This window comes from Streptomyces sp. CA-111067 (genome assembly GCF_050956065.1).
GTDB lineage: Bacteria > Actinomycetota > Actinomycetes > Streptomycetales > Streptomycetaceae > Actinacidiphila.
This window is the reverse complement of sequence record NZ_CP192103.1, coordinates 2,652,260-2,669,321: the sequence shown is the minus strand read 5'-3', so window position 1 is coordinate 2,669,321 and position 17,062 is coordinate 2,652,260. Positions and strand designations below refer to the sequence as shown.

General features: G+C 72.6%; 16 protein-coding genes. 6 read left to right on the top strand and 10 right to left on the bottom strand.

Annotation, left to right across the window (positions count from 1 at the left end):
* Positions 1 to 67: 67 nt before the first annotated feature.
* From ACQPW6_RS11570 to ACQPW6_RS11560, 3 genes are all read left to right on the top strand, one after another.
* On the top strand, positions 68 to 1,543 hold the full coding sequence (locus tag ACQPW6_RS11570; protein WP_433889495.1) for an MFS transporter: 1,476 nt from the start codon (positions 68 to 70) through the stop codon (positions 1,541 to 1,543).
* 35 nt (positions 1,544 to 1,578) lie between these two features.
* Entirely contained in the window at positions 1,579 to 3,123 is a 1,545-nt protein-coding gene (locus ACQPW6_RS11565; RefSeq protein ID WP_433889494.1) for a GMC family oxidoreductase, read from the top strand.
* 79 nt (positions 3,124 to 3,202) lie between these two features.
* Positions 3,203 to 4,039, top strand: a complete 837-nt coding sequence (locus ACQPW6_RS11560; RefSeq protein ID WP_433889493.1) for an SDR family NAD(P)-dependent oxidoreductase — start codon at positions 3,203 to 3,205, stop codon at positions 4,037 to 4,039.
* 77 nt (positions 4,040 to 4,116) lie between these two features.
* On the opposite strand, the gene ACQPW6_RS11555 is transcribed toward ACQPW6_RS11560, so the two are convergent.
* The gene (locus tag ACQPW6_RS11555) at positions 4,117 to 4,770 is read right to left on the bottom strand and encodes a DsbA family oxidoreductase (protein ID WP_433889492.1); all 654 of its coding nucleotides are present in this window, start codon (positions 4,768 to 4,770) and stop codon (positions 4,117 to 4,119) included.
* 142 nt (positions 4,771 to 4,912) lie between these two features.
* On the bottom strand, positions 4,913 to 5,503 hold the full coding sequence (locus ACQPW6_RS11550) for a ScbR family autoregulator-binding transcription factor (RefSeq protein WP_433889491.1): 591 nt from the start codon (positions 5,501 to 5,503) through the stop codon (positions 4,913 to 4,915).
* A 390-nt stretch (positions 5,504 to 5,893) separates the two neighbouring features.
* On the opposite strand from ACQPW6_RS11550, the gene ACQPW6_RS11545 reads away from it, so the two are divergent.
* Positions 5,894 to 7,111: an IS701 family transposase gene (locus tag ACQPW6_RS11545; RefSeq protein WP_433889490.1), complete on the top strand. Its 1,218-nt coding sequence runs from the start codon at positions 5,894 to 5,896 to the stop codon at positions 7,109 to 7,111.
* Between the two features lie 32 nt (positions 7,112 to 7,143).
* On the opposite strand, the gene ACQPW6_RS11540 is transcribed toward ACQPW6_RS11545, so the two are convergent.
* From ACQPW6_RS11540 to ACQPW6_RS11530, 3 genes are all read right to left on the bottom strand, one after another.
* Positions 7,144 to 8,121, bottom strand: a complete 978-nt coding sequence (locus tag ACQPW6_RS11540; RefSeq protein ID WP_433889489.1) for a hypothetical protein — start codon at positions 8,119 to 8,121, stop codon at positions 7,144 to 7,146.
* A 203-nt stretch (positions 8,122 to 8,324) separates the two neighbouring features.
* Positions 8,325 to 9,311, bottom strand: a complete 987-nt coding sequence (locus ACQPW6_RS11535) for an NAD-dependent epimerase/dehydratase family protein (RefSeq protein WP_433889488.1) — start codon at positions 9,309 to 9,311, stop codon at positions 8,325 to 8,327.
* A complete protein-coding gene (locus tag ACQPW6_RS11530; protein ID WP_433889487.1) occupies positions 9,290 to 9,913 on the bottom strand; it encodes a ScbR family autoregulator-binding transcription factor in 624 nt (207 codons plus the stop codon). Before ACQPW6_RS11530 ends, ACQPW6_RS11535 begins: the two co-directional genes overlap by 22 nt.
* A gap of 147 nt (positions 9,914 to 10,060) precedes the next feature.
* Between ACQPW6_RS11530 and ACQPW6_RS11525 the strand changes: the two genes are divergently transcribed.
* Positions 10,061 to 10,987, top strand: coding sequence for a ScbA/BarX family gamma-butyrolactone biosynthesis protein (locus tag ACQPW6_RS11525; protein WP_433889486.1), 927 nt, complete (start codon positions 10,061 to 10,063; stop codon positions 10,985 to 10,987).
* Between the two features lie 107 nt (positions 10,988 to 11,094).
* Here the strand turns inward: ACQPW6_RS11525 and ACQPW6_RS11520 are convergent, their stop codons facing one another.
* The gene (locus ACQPW6_RS11520; RefSeq protein ID WP_433889485.1) at positions 11,095 to 12,246 is read right to left on the bottom strand and encodes an acyltransferase family protein; all 1,152 of its coding nucleotides are present in this window, start codon (positions 12,244 to 12,246) and stop codon (positions 11,095 to 11,097) included.
* A gap of 314 nt (positions 12,247 to 12,560) precedes the next feature.
* Between ACQPW6_RS11520 and ACQPW6_RS11515 the strand changes: the two genes are divergently transcribed.
* Positions 12,561 to 14,087, top strand: a complete 1,527-nt coding sequence (locus ACQPW6_RS11515) for an MFS transporter (RefSeq protein ID WP_433889484.1) — start codon at positions 12,561 to 12,563, stop codon at positions 14,085 to 14,087.
* 255 nt (positions 14,088 to 14,342) lie between these two features.
* Here the strand turns inward: ACQPW6_RS11515 and ACQPW6_RS11510 are convergent, their stop codons facing one another.
* The 4 genes from ACQPW6_RS11510 to ACQPW6_RS11495 all read right to left on the bottom strand — a co-directional run bounded on the left by ACQPW6_RS11510 (position 14,343) and on the right by ACQPW6_RS11495 (position 17,024).
* Positions 14,343 to 14,792 (bottom strand): VOC family protein, encoded by a 450-nt coding sequence (locus ACQPW6_RS11510; RefSeq protein ID WP_433889483.1) that lies wholly within the window; start codon positions 14,790 to 14,792, stop codon positions 14,343 to 14,345.
* Positions 14,793 to 14,938: 146 nt separating this feature from the next.
* Positions 14,939 to 15,250, bottom strand: coding sequence for a putative quinol monooxygenase (locus ACQPW6_RS11505; RefSeq protein ID WP_433889482.1), 312 nt, complete (start codon positions 15,248 to 15,250; stop codon positions 14,939 to 14,941).
* 48 nt (positions 15,251 to 15,298) lie between these two features.
* The gene (locus ACQPW6_RS11500) at positions 15,299 to 15,721 is read right to left on the bottom strand and encodes an ester cyclase (RefSeq protein ID WP_433889481.1); all 423 of its coding nucleotides are present in this window, start codon (positions 15,719 to 15,721) and stop codon (positions 15,299 to 15,301) included.
* A 214-nt stretch (positions 15,722 to 15,935) separates the two neighbouring features.
* Complete coding sequence (locus ACQPW6_RS11495; protein ID WP_433889480.1) at positions 15,936 to 17,024, bottom strand: LacI family DNA-binding transcriptional regulator; 1,089 nt, start codon at positions 17,022 to 17,024, stop codon at positions 15,936 to 15,938.
* Between the last annotated feature and the right edge of the window lie 38 nt (positions 17,025 to 17,062).

The window sequence follows — 17,062 nt, the reverse complement described above, 5'->3', positions numbered from 1 at the left end:
CCGCGCCCGCGCACCGGCGCCTTCCCAGCGCGCGCGGCGGCCGGCACCTCGTAACGGAGCGATGCCCATGTCCAAGCTCTCACCGCCCAGCCTCGCCACGGGCCCGGCCGCGGCGTCCGCCGACCGCCGGGCGGACCGCCGCTGGTGGGCCCTGCCGGTGATCCTCACCGGCACCTTCATGACGATCCTCGACTTCTTCATCGTGAACGTCGCGATCCCCTCGGCGCAGTCGGACCTGCACGCCTCCGACGCGCAGATCCAGTTCGTCGTGGCCGGGTACGGCACGGCCTACGCCAGCGGTCTGATCACCGGCGGCCGGCTCGGCGACCTGTACGGCCGCCGCCGGGTCTTCGCGATCGGGCTGACGGCCTTCACCGCCTCCTCCGCGCTGTGCGGGCTGGCGGTGAACGCGGACATGCTGGTCGCCTCCCGGGTCCTGCAGGGCCTGGCGGCGGCGCTGATGTTCCCGCAGGTGCTGTCGATCATCAACGTCACGTACACCGGCGCGGACCGCCCGCGGGCGTTCTCCGGCTTCGGGGTCGCGCTGGGCCTCGCCTCGGTCAGCGGGCAGCTCATCGGCGGTCTGCTGATCGCCGCGAACATCTTCGGCCTGGGCTGGCGGACCTGCTTCCTGGTCAACGTGCCCGTCGGCGCGGCGGCCCTCGCGCTGCTGCCGGTCCTGGTCGCCGAGTCCCGCTCGGACCAGGCCCGCAGGCTGGACCTGGCCGGCATCGCGTACGTCGTCCCGGCGCTGCTGCTGCTCCTGGTCCCGCTGGTCGAGGGCCGGGAGAGCGGCTGGCCGGCCTGGACCTGGCTGAGCCTGGCGGCGGCCGTCGCCGTGCTCGGCCTGTTCCTGCGCCAGCAGGCGCTGCTCAGCCGGCGCGGCGGCACACCGCTGGTGGAGCCCAGCCTGTTCCGGGACCGGTCCTTCACCTCGGGCCTGATCACGCTGCTGGCCGTGTACATGGGAATGGCCTCGCTGATGCTGATCCTGGCGCTGTTCCTGCAGGACGGCCTGCACTACTCCGCGCTGCAGTCGGGGGTCGCCTTCCTCCCCATGGGCGTGACCTTCTTCGCCGCGTCCAAGTACGCCGGCCGGCTGACCGCGGCGTTCGGCCGCCGCACGCTGACCTACGGCGCCGCGACCGTCATCGCGGGCGAGGCCGGCCTGGCGGTGACCACCGCCGCCATCCACGGGGACGGCAAGGTCGACCTGCCGCTGTTCTCGCTGTTCATGGCCGTCACCGGCGCCGGCATCGGCGCCGTGGCCGCCCCGCTGATCTCGCAGATCCTGCTGGGCGTGGACCCGCAGCACGCCGGCTCCGCCTCCGGGGTGCTGTCCACCGTGCAGCAGGTCGCCGGCGCGCTGGGCGTCGCGATCCTCGGCATCATCTTCTACGGCTCCCTCGGAGACACCGGCACCTCGTCGGCCTACGGCCACGCCTTCGCCGCCGGCCTGCTCTGGACCATCTCGCTGGCCGTCGTCACCGTCGTGGTGACCGCACGCGACCGCTGGTGGGCGGCCGAGCCGGGCCAGGGCTGAGCACATCGAAACCCTCTCACCCCAGGAGTTCTTCCATGACCCAGTACACGGACATCGTCATAGGCGCCGGCTCCACCGGCGCGGTCATCGCCGCGCGCCTGTCGGAGCGGGAGGACCGCACGGTCCTGCTGATCGAGGCCGGACCGGACTACCCGGACCCGGAGGAACTGCCGGCGGACCTGAGGAACGGCCGGTACCCCGCCTTCCTGTCGCACAACTGGGGGTTCCGGGCCGAGGCGGTCGCCGGCCGCGAGATCAACCTGCGGCGGGGCAAGGTCGTCGGCGGGACCTCGGCGATCAACACCGCGCTGGCGGTCCGGCCGGGTCCGATCGAGTTCGAGGAGTGGACCGCTCTGGGCAGCGACGGCTGGACCTGGGAGGACGTCCTGCCGTACTTCCGGCGGATCGAGGACGACCAGGACTTCGGGGCGGCGCCGCACCACGGCCGCGGCGGCCCCATCCCGGTCTGGCGCTGGAAGGACGAGCAACTCCCGCCGCTGCAGCGGGCCATGATGGACGCCTGCACGGAGCTGGGATTCCCGCAGACGGAGGACCACAACGCGCCCGGCTCCACGGGCGTCGGCCCGCTGGCCCAGAACCTGGTCGACGGGGTGCGGATCTCCACGGCCATCGGCTACCTCGCCGAGGCGCGCAAGCGCGACAACCTGGAGATCCGACCGCTGACCCTGGTCGACCGGATCCTGGTGGCCGACGGCCGGGCCACCGGGGTGCGGGTGATCACCGAGGGCGTGGAGGAGACCGTCACCGCCGACCGCGTCACGCTGTGCGCCGGCTCGATCGGCTCACCGGCGATCCTGCAGCGCTCGGGCATCGGCCCGGCCGGCCCGCTCGGGGCGCTGGGCATCGACGTGGTCGCGGACCTGCCCGGGGTCGGCGCCCACCTGCGCGACCACCCGACCTGCCTGGTCACCCTCAAGCCGCGGCCGGGCGTCTACGACGACTCGCTGCCGGTGACCCAGGTGCTGCTGCAGACCTCGGCGCCCGGTTCCGACCAGCCCAACGACATGCAGTACTACCTCTTCAACTACGTCGACCTCAACGGGTTCGCCCCGCAGCTGCTGGCGGAGATCGGCACCGACAAGGTGTTCATGATCTCCGTCGGGGTGGAGCGGCCGCTGTCCGAGGGCAGCGTGCAGATCGTCAGCACCGACCCGGCCGTGCCGCCGCGGATCGCCTTCGGCTACCTGGAACACCCGGAGGACCTGCGCCGGATGCGCGAAGGCATGCGGGTCGCCCACCGGATCGCGCGGACCCCGCAGCTGGCGCTGTTCTCCACCGGCCAGGTGGTCCCGACACCCGAGGTGCTGGAGTCCGACGACGACCTGGACGCCTTCATGAAGGCTACGGTGGACACCCACTGCCACCCGATGAGCACCGCCAGGATGGGGCCGGCCGGCGACCCGGAGGCGGTCGTCGACAGCCGGCTGCGGGTGCACGGCGTCGCGGGGCTGCGGGTGGCCGACGCCTCCGTCTTCCCCGGCACGATCCGCGTCAACACCAACCTCACCTGCATCATGCTCGGAGAGCGGGCCGCCGAGTGGCTGCTCGAAGAGGTGTAGTCCGTCCACCGGTTCCCGCACCCGCTCCCCGGCCGCCCCGCCACCCCGTAACCCACTCGCAGACAACGGAGTTCGACAGATGACCAGGACAGCACTGGTGACCGGATCCAACCAGGGACTCGGTCTGGCCGTGGTACGCAGGCTGTGCCGCACGCTGGAGCCGGGCAGCACCGTCTACCTGACGGCACGCCACGAGGAGCGGGGCCGCGAGGCCGTGGAGCTGCTGCGCTCGGAGGGCCTGTCGCCGGCCTTCCACCTGATGGACGTGTCCGACGACGCGAGCGTGCGGGCCTGCGCGGCCGCCATCGCGAGCGAGCACGGCGGGATCGACGTGCTGATCTCCAACGCCACCAGCCGGATCGCCCGCGACGTGCCCTTCCCGGAGCAGGTGGCCGGGATGGTCGACACCAACAACCGCGGCACCCGGCGGATCCTGGACGCCTTCGGCCCGCTGCTCAACGACGGGGCCAGGCTGGTGGTCATGGCCAGCTCCTTCGGCTCGCTGCGCGAACTGGACCCGCGGCTGCACTCGCGGTTCGACGTCGGCGCGATCTCGCTGGACGGCCTGGACGCCGTCATGGACGACTACGTGCGCGCCGTGCAGGAGGAGCGCGCGGCCGACGAGGGCTGGCCGGACTGGATCAACGTACCGTCCAAGATCGCCCAGGTCGCGGCCGTGAAGATCTTCGAGCAGTCGCTGGGCGAGCAGGCCGTCAAGCGGGACATCCTGGTCAACGCCTCGTGCCCGGGCCTGGTGGACACCGGTGCCTCGCGGCCCTGGTTCGCCGACATGTCGCAGGCGCAGAGCCCCGACGACGCCGCGGTGGACGTGGTGTGGCTGGCGACCCTTCCGGCCGGCACCCGGGAGCCGCACGGCGAGCTCGTCCAGCACCGCAGGGTGCTGCCCTGGACCTGACGGCGTGCGGCTGAACGCGCGCGAGGGGCGCGCACACCCGTGGCGGGTGTGCGCGCCCCGGCGTGTGACCGGACGGCTCAGGCTGCCGCCGGGTCCTGGGCGCCGACCGCCACGCCGTTGACCGCGCCGACCGTGGCGTCGTCCACCGCGCCGACCGCCCGCAGGGCGTCCAGCACCTCCCGTGGGTGCACCAGCTTCTGCGCCCGCCAGGTGCCGATCCCGATGGTGGGCACCGTCAGCACGTGTGCCTGTTCACGGGCGACCGCGACCGCGTGCAGGTGCCGGGCCGCGTAGCCGGCGGACATCAGGGCGGCCCTGAACTCCTTCTGGTCAAGCCCCAGGTCCCGCGCGACGGCGACGAGTTCGACGGGGTCGGAGATGTCCGACCAGCCGCTGAAGTAGGCGTCGAAGACCCGGTTGTTGTACGCCGCGCCGACCCCGTGCTCCAACGCGTACTGGTATCCGGCGAAGGCCAGCCGGCTGCGGCGCAGCGGTGTGCCGGGAGGGCCCCCGTTCAGCCGCACGCCGACGCCGGCCGCCTGCGGGCGGATGTGGTCCTGCCACAGCTCGCGCGGGTACTCCCCGCCGTCCGCCGGCCCGTAGGGGTGCAGCTCGAACGGGTGCCAGACGACGGGGACACCGGTGGCGGAGCTGACCTTGGACAGCACCTGACGGTTGATCATGCTGTAGGGGCAGACGTAGTCGAACCAGAAGTCGATGCGCGCTTCCACGGGTCCTCCAGGGGCGGTGGGTGCGCCGGCCGCGGCGCGGTCGGAACCCTCCGCGCGGCCCGGCCGGTGCAGGCGTCCATCGTCGCGGGCGCGTCCCGGAAGCGGCAATGCGGACTTGGGCAAGAAGCGCCGCGGCCCGGTGTCAGCCGTCGGTGCGGGCGATTCCGGTCATGACCAGGTCCCAGATGTTCCGCAGCTCCTCGACGGCGCCCACGGCGTGCGGTCCGCCGGCCTGCGTGCGTATGCCCTCCTCCAGACCTGTCACGAGGTGGACGACGAAGGCTGAGACGGTCTCCGAGCTTACGTGCGGCCGGAGTTGGCCGTCCCGCACGGCGGCGGCCAGCAGGTCGCTGACGTACGGCATCCACAGGCCGGTCCAGTCAGGACCGGTCACCACGGCCTCGCGCGACAACCGGGCGGCGGCCCGCACCACCGTCTCGTCCTGCAGCAGGGCGGCGAGGGTCAGCGTCAGCGAGATCACCCGCTGCACGGCCGGCTCCGGGGCCGCCGCCGCGCGGCGTACCGAGCGGGTGGTCACCAGGCCGCCCTGCTGCTGTACCGCCGCCGCGAGTTCGCCCTTGGTGGCGAAGTGGAACGTGAGGGCCCCGGTGGAGATCTCGGCGGTGCCGCTGATCCGGGACAGGGAGGCGCCCGCGAAGCCGTGCCGGTCGAACTCGGCGGCGGCGGCCCGGATGAGCGAGCTGCGGGTGCGCGCGGCGCGTTCCTGTCTCATCGGGCCACCCCTCCCGGCAGCCGCGGGGCTATTCGGCCGGAGCAGGGGGTGCGCGGGACGGGCGGGATGCTTGGGGCTGGACGGTGCATAGCCATGAATGACCTTCGCAACAAGGGTGGTTCTGCCCGGTGACCAGGCGGGACGCCCTCTGGTCAGGGGCCCTTGAAGATCATCCTCCGGAACCTCCGCCTCGCCAACTCCGACTTGGAGAAGTTGACGAGTCGGCCTTTTCGCCATGAGCCAGATTTTACCGGCCTTTATGGGTTTGCGGCCAGGCGACCTCTCGAAGTAGCGGGGACTGCCTCCCGGTCGGGCGAAACAAAGCAATCGTTCTGTATTCTTCTAGCAGTGGTCTTCGCCGGACCGATAGGTGAGAGGGGGGTTACGCCGATGACCGCATACGACGGGGGACCCGCAAGGAGCGCCGATGTGGGACTCACTGCCTTCGCCGAAGCCGTGTTCGATCAGCTTCCGAGGGCCGATCAGCGCAGATGGGCTCATCTCTACCTGCAGGGGCTGCTGACCACCGACGGCAAGAAGTCGGTGCGCAGGATCGCCGCGAGCGTGTCGTCGTCCGCGACGGCCTGCCAGTCGCTGCAGCAGTTCGTCAACACCAGCCCGTGGGACTGGCGGCCCGTGCGCCTCGAACTGGCGCGCTGGATCTGCGAGTACGCGCCTCCCGCGGCCTGGACGATCGGTTCCGCGGCGCTGCCCAAGCGCGGCGGCCACTCCGTGGGGGTGCACCGCCGTTTCGTGCCCGCACTGGGCCGGGTGATCACCTGCCAGCTGGGGGTCGGGCTGTTCCTGTCCACCGAGCACGGCGCGTTCCCGGTCGACTGGCGGCTGCTGCTGCCCGGACCGTGGGCGCAGGACACGCAGTTACGCAGCCGCACCCGGGTGCCCGACGACGCCCCGGTGCTGCCGACCTGGGCTCTCGTACGGGACCTGGTCGACTCCGCGGCGGCGCACCGGGTGATCCTGCCGGCCCCCGTGGTCGCCGACATCAGCGGCGCCAGCACCGAGGCCCAGCCGCTGCTGCGCGCCTTCGCCAAGCACGACCTCGTGGTGGCCGTCCCCGGCACCCTGCGGGTGCTGCCCGACAGCCGCCCGCCGGCCGGCGGCGCCCGCGGCGACAAGCGCTTACCGGCCGTCAGCGCGCAGGAGGTGCTGTCCCAGCACCGCGGCCAGCCGCACACCGTCGTCGTGCACAGCCGCAACGGCCGGTCCCGGCCGCTGCACATCGTCTCCGCCCTGGTCCGGCTGCCCGAGCCGCGGCACCAGTACGGGCCGGCCGCCGAGCCGACCTACCGGCTGTTCGCCGAGCGGGTGTCCGCCGACCGTCCGCCGGGCCGCATCTGGCTGACCAACCTCGTCCACCGCCGGCTGGACGAGCTGCTGGTCCTCGCCGGCCACCACGCGGGCACCGCGACCACCGAGCGCGCGCTGGAGCGGGACTTCGGACTGATCGACTACGAGGGCCGCTCCTTCCCCGGCTGGCACCACCACATGACGCTGGTGTCGGCCGCCTTCGCCTTCGGCCGACTGGCCGGCGCCGCCGCCCCGGCCGGTGCTCCCGGTCCGGCCGAGGACCTCCGCCAACTGGCCTGACTCCCGCCGCGTCCGCCGGCCCGGAGAGGAGGTCAGAGGCCGGGGCGGCGGCGCCGGCCGACGGCGTCGCCCCACGGCGCCGGGTCCGCCGCACGGTCGCGTCCCGGTGGCCGGCGGCGCGGCGAACTCCCCTCCAGCGCGTCCGCGAACTGGGCCAGGACGGCCAGGACGGCGTCCGGGTCGGCCAGCGCCGTGTCGGCGTGACAGCCCTGGAAGGCCTCCTCGTCCACCGGGGTCAGGCAGGGCGTGTCCGCGGTGTGCAGCATCGTCACCGGTACGCCGGCCTGGCGCAGGCCGCCGAGCGCCGCCGCGGCCCGGGTGTCGACCGCACCGGCCGTCGCGTACAGTACCGGGCCCGCGTCGTGCGCGATCAGGAAGGCGGGCAGGGAGGTGCCCAGGTGCACGCACGAGCGGCCCAGTTCGATGCGTTCCGCGCTGACCTCGCAGTGCACGTGGTGGCGGGCGGCCAGCCGGGTCAGCGGTGTGCGCAACCGCTCGGCGATCTCGGCGGCGTCGCCCTCCGGCAGCGGGTGCAGCGCCACCATGGGGCCGCGGTCCTCCACCTCCACCCAGGCCGACAGCCGCAACTTCTCCAGCAGGAACGGCAGTTCGGCCCGCAACCAGGCCATCGGCGCGGGTCCGACGGGCGTGTGGACCCGGCCGGTGGCCGGATCCCAGGCCTGGGTGCCGCAGCTGCCCAGCACGTACAGCCGGTCGCTGAGCGGTGCCAGGCCGGCGTGCCCGCGGAACAGGTCGGTGACCGGCCGGCGGGTGATCAGCAGCACCTGGCCCAGGCGGTCGGCCAGCCGGGCCAGCACCGGCGGGAACCCGTCGTGCAGCGCGGGCCGGCCGGCCCGGTACGTCACGAGGATTCCCTCGACGTCCAGGACCAGCGCCGAGGTGCCGGGTGAGTCGATCAGCGCGGCGATCCCGGCGCAGGTCGGCGGGTGGGTCACCCCGGGAACGGGCACCGCGCCCGGCGGGACGGGCGAGTGGGCGGCATCGGCCATCGGGTGTCCCTTCTGACACGGCCCGGGCCGGAGGAGCGGCCGTGGAGCACGGCTCGCCCTTGTGCCCGGTGGCCGCCGCCGCGGGGGGTGGCGGCAAACCGAACCTACCCGCGCCGCACGCCCGGTGACACGCGTCACCGGACATCGGACGCGTCTTGGGCACGTCTGGGTCACCGGGCCAGGGAACGGGCCGCCGGTCGCCGTCACGCCGCGGGCATTCCCCGTTCGGCCAGGTGCGTGCGATACCAGTCGGCGGCGTCGGCCAGCCGCCGCAGGGGGCCGGGGCCCGGCCGGCAGGACGCGATCTGCCAGATGCGGTCGCTGCGGTACCAGTGGTCGCGGGCCAGCAGGGCGAACTGCCGCTCGGTCATCTCGCCGGGCACCGCGCGCAGCCGCGCCAGGCACTGGTCCCAGGGCAGGTCGCCGCTCACCGCGGGCAGCAGGCCGTGGCCGGTGAGCTCCCGCAGCAGGTCGCCGCTGCGCACCGGCTCGGGATGCGCGGCGTGATGGACGCCCCCCGGCCCGCGGCCGGGCGCGCAGGCCAGCTCCGCGACCAGCCGGGCGAGGTCGGTCGACGCGGTGACCGACAGCAGGGCGTGCCCGCCGTCCCACCCGGTCGGCACCCGCCGGACGAGTTCGGCGAGCGCCGGGACCACCCAGCGGTCGTCGGCGCCCAGCACCAGGGCGGGGCGCAGCACGGTGCCGCCGACGGCCAGGAACGCGCTCTCGGCGGCCAGCCGGGTGCGGCTGGCCGCCGACACCGGCGCGGGCCGCACCTCGTCGACGTCGATGCCCCGGTGCGGACCGGGGCCGTACACCGCGGTCGTGGACACGTACAGCAGCTTCGGCACGCCGGACCGGTGCGCCAGCTCGGCGACCGCCCGGCCGCCGCGGGCGTTGACCGCCTCGCAGCGCGCCTCGTCGCGCCCGACGTAGCCGGCCAGGTGCACGACGGCGTCGGCGCCGTCGAACAGGCCGCGCAGCGTTGCCGGTTCCGCCACCGAGGCCCGTGACCAGCTCACCCGGCCGCCGCCGGTGGCGTGCTCCACGGCCGGGTGCGCCGACCGGTGGGCGACGGCCCGCACCTCCACCGGACGGCACAGCAGCCTGCGCACCACCTGGGATCCGACGAACCCCGTCGCCCCGGTGACGACGATCCGCCGGGCGGTCACACCGTCTCCGCCGACCACGGCCGCACCGTCAGCGACGCGCACGCCTCCGCGGGGGCGATGCCCGGCAGCAGGTAGCGCCACAGCGCGGCGACCCGCTCCGGCAGGTCCTCCCGGTTGGTGGCTATGTGACTGAACAACTGGGTGCCGCTGTACGCCCCGACGAGCAGCTGGGACAGCTCGCGCACATCGACGCTGGGCAGCAGCTGCCCGTCCCGCTTGGCCGCGTACAGCTCCTCGGCGAACCGCTCGGCCCACTGCTGGTAGGCCGTGTCGTCCCGCATGCCGAACTCGCCCTGCTCGACGGCGAGTCGGACCCCGGCCCGGAGCAGCGAGCTGACCTGCAACTGGTGCCCGATGTACATCGTGATGTCGATGAGCTGCTGGAGCCCGTGCTCCTGGGTGGGCAGCAGCAGGTCGTCGGCCTGCTCCAGCATCACGGCGCGGGCCATCGCCTCCTTGGAGGCGAAGTGGAAGTACATCGCCCCCTGGGTCACGCCCGCCCGCTCCATGATCTTCTTGATGCTCGCGCCGCTGAATCCGTACTCGTCGAACACCTCGGCCGCGGCGTGCAGCACCTTCGCCCGGGTGCGCACCGCGCGCTCCTGCTGTTTATCAGCCATGCTCCGCCTACCCCTCGACAAACAAAACGAACTTCCTTTATTTTACTGGCAGCGATCGCGGCACACCAGCGCTGCGAGCAGGCCTCTGCCTGTTTTCTCGTTCATGGGGGTACATCGATGAGCTCGCTCAACTTATCCACGCCCGAAATGCCCGCTTCGCTCGGTGGGGACGCGGTGGCCCGGCGCTACGTCCACAAGGCGGCCATGGCTGAAGTCCTCCTCACCGGCTGGCAGCAACTGCCCGCGCCCGACGCCTTCGTCGTCACCGCGCAGTGGCCGCGGGCGCACAGCTTCTACTCGGCGCACCAGGGCCTGCACGACCCGCTGCTCCTGGTGGAGACGGTGCGTCAGAGCATGCCCCTGCTGTCCCACGTCGCCTACGACGTGCCGTTCGGCCACCACCTGGTGTGGAACGGGATCAGCTTCCGGGTCGACCCGGAAGCGCTGCGGATCCGCGAGGTCTGCGCCGAGGTCACCCTGCACATCACCTGTCACGAGGTCAGATACCGTCGCGGCCAGCTGTCCAGCCTCGGCATGACGATCCGTGCCGAGCGGGACGGCGAACCGCTCGGCGTCGCCGACGCGGGCTTCACCAGCGTCGCCCCCGCCATCTACAACCGGCTGCGGGCGGGCAACACCGACGCCCTGCCGGCCATGGCGCGCGCGGTACCGCCGCCGCCCGCCATCCCCGCCGCCCAGGTCGCCCGCTACCGCGAGCAGGACGTGGTGCTGGCGTCGACGGACACCCCGAACCGCTGGCAGCTGCGCGCCGACACCACACACCCGGTGATCTTCGACCACCCCGTCGACCACGTGCCCGGGATGCTCCTGCTGGAGGCCGCACGCCAGGCCGCCCAGGCCACCACGGGCGCCGACAGCGTCCTGCTCGAACTCAACGCACGTTTCAACTACTACGCCGAACTGCACCGGCCCTGCTGGGTCGAGGCCGTCCCGCCGCCGGCCGGCGGCGCCGGCGACTCGGCGATCCGGGTGAGCGTGCACCAGGACGGCGACGAGGCGTTCAGCGCCTCGTGCAGCACCACCCGCAGTCCGGCCGCCGCGATTCCCGGCTAGCCGGCCGCCGCCGGGACGGCCGTCCGCAACGCCGACCCGTAACGGCCTCCGCCTCGATCGAGGCGGAGGCCGTTACGGGATCCGGTGGCCGGGCACCGCTGTTCGGCTCACCCGGTCAGTGCGCTGTCCTCCCGTTCACCTGCCACGGTGGCGACCGCCGGGGTGGCGGCGGGCGTCGCGGGCACCGGGCCCGGCGTGCGGCGGCTGGAGCGCGGCCGGCTCCAGTGCCGCATGAGGGGGTTCTCGACCAGGGTGTGCAGCGCCCAGGCCAGCAGCAGCGTGACGGTGAAGACCAGCGCGATGAAGCCCACCGCGCCCGGTGTGCCCCAGGACTTGGTCGGGCCGCCCAGGATGCGGTGCGTCTCGGTGATGACCAGCCGGTGCCAGAGGTAGAAGGCGAAGGAGATCTCGCCCAGCCACACCATCGCCCTGCTGCGGAAGGGCGACCAGGCGCCGGTGACGTCGGCGTTCGCGCCGGCCGCGACGAGCAGCCCGAGCGGCGCGGCCATCACCGCGACCAGCCCGTAGGTCCAACTGACCTGCGAGGACAGGGCGTACGCGCCGACCGCCAGGGCGAGCGCCGGCAGCAGACCGAATCGGGCGGGCCACAGGCCGCGGCGCACGATCAGCGCCAGCACCATCCCGAGCACGAAGTCCAGGCAGCGGACGGGCGGCAGCACGTAGACGAACCAGAACTGCCACGAGGACGCCGGCGCGAAGAACAGGCCGGGCTTGCTCGGAAGCGCCCAGGCGATGACCGGGACCACGTACAGCGAGGCGGCGAGGCCGGCGGCCCACCACCACAGCCGCTGCGGGCGGATGCGCGTCACCAGCCGCAGCCAGAACGGGAAGGTGACGTAGAACAGTGCCTCCACCGACAGCGACCAGGACACCGGGTTGACGCTGGTCTCCACGTCGAACTGCGGGAACCAGGCGTGCAGCAGGAAGAAGTTCGGCACCGCCTTCCAGCCGCCCAGGCTCTGGCCGATGACCAGGAACAGCACCACGGCCGCCAGGTACGTCACGGCGTGGTTGGGAAACACCTTGAAGAAACGGCGCCGCCAGAAAAGCCGCGTCGTGTCGGTGGGGCGCGCCGACCAGGTGAGCACGAATCCGCTCAGCAGGAAGAAGAATCCGACACCGACCCAACCGCCCTGGCCGAATACGGCGTTGTACGCGTGTGTCACGCGCTTGGACGAAAAGGGGGCTTCGTAGAGCGCGTGAAAGAAGAACACCATGAGGGCGGCGATGATGCGCATTCCGGTGAGTGAGGGCAACCGGCTCAAATCGGGGCGGGATCCGGATCCGGGCCTGGTTCTGCCCTCCGCGGCTGATGGCATGAGATGACTCCTGTCGAAGGCGCGACGCCGACTCGGCGTGGTGACTGACAGTCAATCCATGGCCCGTGACGGACCTCAAGAGAGCTCCGTTCATACGCGGCACATTCGTCCAACTCGCAAGAGTCTCCGCGGGACCACGCGCGAGAGAAGCGCCGCGGGCGGGCCGGCGGGCAGTGTTGCCCGCAACTGATGTGCTCTGCCTGAGTCCGCCCGATTCCCGCCGAGGTGTGGTTATGTCCCAAACAGCCGACGTTCCGTCCGCTTCTCCGCCGCGAGATGTCCAGAGCGCGGAGCAGCTCGTCCCGACCGGCGCCGCTGACGGCGGCGTCGCCCGACCGGGGCTGGTGCTGCTGCTGCTCTGCGTCGCGGAATTCATGATCGTTCTGGACTTCTCGATCACCAATGTCGCACTCCCCGACATCCAGGCCAGCCTTGGCTTCAGCACCGGCGCCCTGCAGTGGGTGGTGAGCGCGTACGCGCTGGCCTTCGGTGGCTTCCTGATGCTCGGTGGCCGCATCGGGGACCTCTACGGCCGGCGCAAGCTGTTCATCGGCGGCCTCATCGCGTTCGCGCTGATCTCGCTGGTGGCCGGCCTGGCGCAGAACGCCGACCAGCTGATCGCGCTGCGCGCCGCGCAGGGGCTCGGGGCCGCGCTCGTCGCGCCCGCCGCGCTGTCCCTGCTCACCACCACCTTCGCCGAGGGCGAGGCGCGCAACCGGGCGCTGGGCGTGTACGGCGCCGTGCTGTCGTTCGGCTTCGTGGCGGGGGTGATCGCCGGCGGCGTGCTGACGGACCTGATCAGCTGGCGCTGGGTGTTCTTCGTCAACGTGCCGATCGGCCTGGCCGCGGGCGCGATCGCCCCGGCCCTGCTCAAGGAGAGCAAGGGCGACCGGAGTTCGAGCCACGGACTGGACGTACCGGGCGCCGTCGCCATCACCGGCTCGGTGCTGGCGCTGGTCTACGCGGTCTCCCGCGGCCAGGCAGCCGGCTGGGCCTCGGGGGAGATCCTGGGCGCCTTCGCCGGGTGCGCGGTCCTGCTGGCGGCCTTCCTCGTGGTGGAGAGCAGGGTCAGCGCGCCGCTCATCCCGCTGTCCGTCTTCCGGATGCGCTCCCTGACGGCCGCCAACATCGTCTACCTGCTGATGGTCGGTTCGTTCGTCGCGGTGACGTACGTGCTGACGCTGTACCTGCAGCTCGTCAAGGGCTACTCGCCGCTGGCCACCGGTCTGACCTTCTCGGTGCTCGGCTTCGCGGCGGTCGGCGCCGGCATGGTCGCGGCGAAGCTGGCGGGCAGGTTCGGGCTGAGCGTGACCGCCTTCACGGGCCTGGCGCTGCAGTCCGTCGGCATGCTGGTCTGCGCGTTCCTGCCGCACAGCGGCGACCTGGCGCTGATCCTCGTCGGCACCGCGCTGGTCGGCTTCGGCAACGTCACCGGCGTGGTCATGGTGACCATCTCGGGCACCGCCGGCGTGCCGGACCACCAGCAGGGCCTGGCCAGCGCGCTGCTGTCCACCGCCCAGCAGCTCGGCGCGGCGATCGGCGTGGCGGCCTTCGCGGCCATCGCCTCGGCCCGCACCTCCAGCCTGCTCCCGCACGGCGTGGCGCTGGAGAACGCCGGGCACCCGGCGCTGGTCAGCGGCTACCGGCTGGCGCTCGGGGTGTCCTTCGCGGTCGGCGTGGTCGGTTCGCTCGTCGGCCTGGTCGCCCTGCGGGCGCCCAAGGCGGCGCCGGCGAAGGAGGAGACGGCGGTGGCGGTCTGACGCGCCGGTAGCCGTGCGCCGCCTGCCGCCGGCGGGCGGCGTACGCACCGCCCGTCTCCGCTCCGTACGCACCGCCCGTCTCCGCTCCGTACTCGTACCCGTATCCGCAAAGCCCTCGCGCCGGTCCTGCCCCCCGTCAGGACCGGCGCGGGTCTGCGCCCGCTTCCGCAGGCGGCGGGGCGCCGGACCAGTCGGCAAAGGCCCGCCGCGGTGCCGGAGCACCACGACGGGCCCTGCTGCCGCGCCGGTGACGGGTCAGGCACCGCCGGCGGTGGCGGATGCGGCGCCGACCAGTTCCGGGTCGTCCTGGTAGCCCTGGCTGACCTCGACGGTGACTCCGTCCGGGTCGGCCAGCCAGACGCTGCGCCAGCCCGGGATGAAGCCGTCGAAGTCCAGCGGGCCGTGGGTCACCTCGGCGGCCGGACCCATCTCCCGCAGCACGGCGTCCACATCGTCGGTCTGGAAGGCCAGGTGGCGGGTGTGACCGGGCAGGTCCGGCCCGTCCGCCTTCGCCTGCCGGCCGTCCGCCGCGCCGACCGCGGTGCCGGAGAACAGCTCAAGATAGGCGTCGCCCAGCTTCAGGAACACGATCTGGGTGTCACCCAGATCGATGGCGCGCACCCGGCGGAATCCGAACCACCGGGTGTAGAACTCCTCGGTACGTGCCAGGTCAGTGCAGTTGAGCGCGGTGTGGGACCACTTCATGTCGCCTTGTTCCTCTCTGGTCCGGGATCCGGTCTGATACGGGTCCGCGTTCGGGTCCGAGGTTCGGGTCCGAGTGCGGTCGCGGTCCCGGCCCCGGGCTCTGTCACGCCCGGGGCCGGGACGGGGATGCCGCGGTACGCGGCGGGTCAGGCGCCGGCCAGACGCTCCATCCGCGCGTCCGCCACCGGCTGCACCTGCTGCGACACCGGCTCGCCGGCCAGTTCCGGCTCGAACTGCTGCCAGCGCGGGATGATCCGGGACAGGTGGTGGTCGAGGTGCTCCTGGGTCTGCCACTGCTCGAAGAGGGTGAAGCGCAGCGGGTCGTCGTGGTGCCGCAGCCAGACGAAGGTGACGCACCCCTCGTCCTGACGCGACATCCGCTCGATCTCGGTCAGCGTCTCGAGGGCGACGTCCTCACGCCCGGGCTTGACGTTGATGGTCAGCAGGAAGTCGGGCACGGTGGTCCTCCTGGAAGTCGGGGTCTCACGGGGAGCGCGGGCCTGCGGTCAGGCCGGCAGCGGCACGCCGAGCTGGGCCAGCAGACCCGTGGTGTCGGCCTGCACCCAGCGCTCGGCGATCCGGCCGTCCACGATCCGGTAGACCTCGATGCTGGTCCACCGCAGCGCGTCGCCCGTCGGCTGCTGTCCGATGAACGGCTTCATGTGGCGGCCACTGAAAGTGATGTGGATGACGACCTTTCCGCCGTCCGCCGCATAGATGAGGTCGTGGTGCGACGTGAAATCCATCGCCTCGTGTGCTCCGGCGAGGAGTTCCTTGAGCTCGGCCAGGCTGCTGACGCTCCAGGCCGGGTTGTTGTCGACGAACGCCGGATCGAACAATTCGTCCATGTCGTCGTAACGGCGTTCGTTGACCACGTCGTTGAGCTTGCTTATCAGTGCGACATTGCCGGTGTCCTCGTCGTTCGGCATGCGCATTCCTCCAGTCATGTGCCGGGTGGGGAAACGGAAATCTTTCCCTGGCAGGCTCGCAGCCGGCGCCGAACGGTGGCAAGGAAACCCCACGCACTGTGGCAACTCCCGAGCAAGGGAGTGGAATTCGGGCCGCGGGAGAACCGGGCCGCGGCCGGGCGGGAGCCCTATTTGCCGGCCGGTGGACGACTTTCAGCGGCGGTGATCGCGGGTTTCAGCGGGCGGTGCCGGACGGCGGCGCGGTCGACGCGCGGACCATCAATTCGGTGCGGATCGTGGCCACCCCGCCCGGCGGCGGCGCCTGCCGCCCCATCACCAGCCGGCCGGCCCTGGCACCCGCCTCCTGCAAGGGGATCCGGACCGTGGTCAGCGCCGGAGAGACATCGACGCTGAACGGCAGATCGTCGAATCCGGCCACCGACACGTCGCCGGGGATGCTCAGCCCCCGGTCCCGCAGCGCGGCGCACACGCCGAGCGCGACCGTGTCGTTGGCGGCCACGATCGCGGTGAGGGCGGGATCCCTGCGCAGCAGTTCGAGCGCGGCGTCATAGCCGGACGAGCGGTCGTAACTCCCGTGCACCGTCAGCCGTTCCGCATGCGCCCCCGGCTCGGTGCCGGGCCCGAGGCCGTAGCCGGCCAGCGCCGCGCGATGGCCTTCCAGCCGGTGCCGGGTGGTGCTGCGTTCCATCGGCCCGGTCACCTGGCCGATCCTGCGGTGGCCGAGCGAGAGCAGGTGCTCGGTCAGCCGCCGCGCGCCGCCGCGGTTGTCGAACGCGACCGTGGTCACCAGCTGTTCGCCGTCACCGGGGGCGGGCGCCGGCCGTCCGCACAGCACGATCCGGGTGCCGGAGGCGGCCAGCCTGGCCAGCCGGGCAGTGACCGCGGCGGTGTGCTCCGCGTTCTCCACCGCGCCGCCGGTGAGCACCACGCCGGCCGCGCGCTGCCGCTCCAGCAGGGTCAGATAGGTCAGCTCGGCCGCCGGTGAGCCGCCGGTGTTGCAGACGACGGCGAGCTTGCCGCCGCCCCGCTCGGCGGCTCCGGCGCCGATCTCGGCCTGGAGCGCGCTGGCGATCAGCCCGAAGAACGGGTCCGCCACATCGTTGACCAGTACCCCGACGAGGTCCGAGGTGGCCGCGGCGAGCGCCCGGGCCTGGCCGTTGACGACGTAGTCGAGTTCGGCGACCGCCTGCTGGACGCGTTCGCGGGTGGGGCCGGCCACCGGGTAGTTGCCGTTGAGGACGCGGGAGACGGTCGCCGACGACACCCCGGCATGTGCCGCGACATCGGCCAGAGTCACTGCCATCTCGGTGCGGTCCTCCTCGGACGGGTGGCATCGGGGAA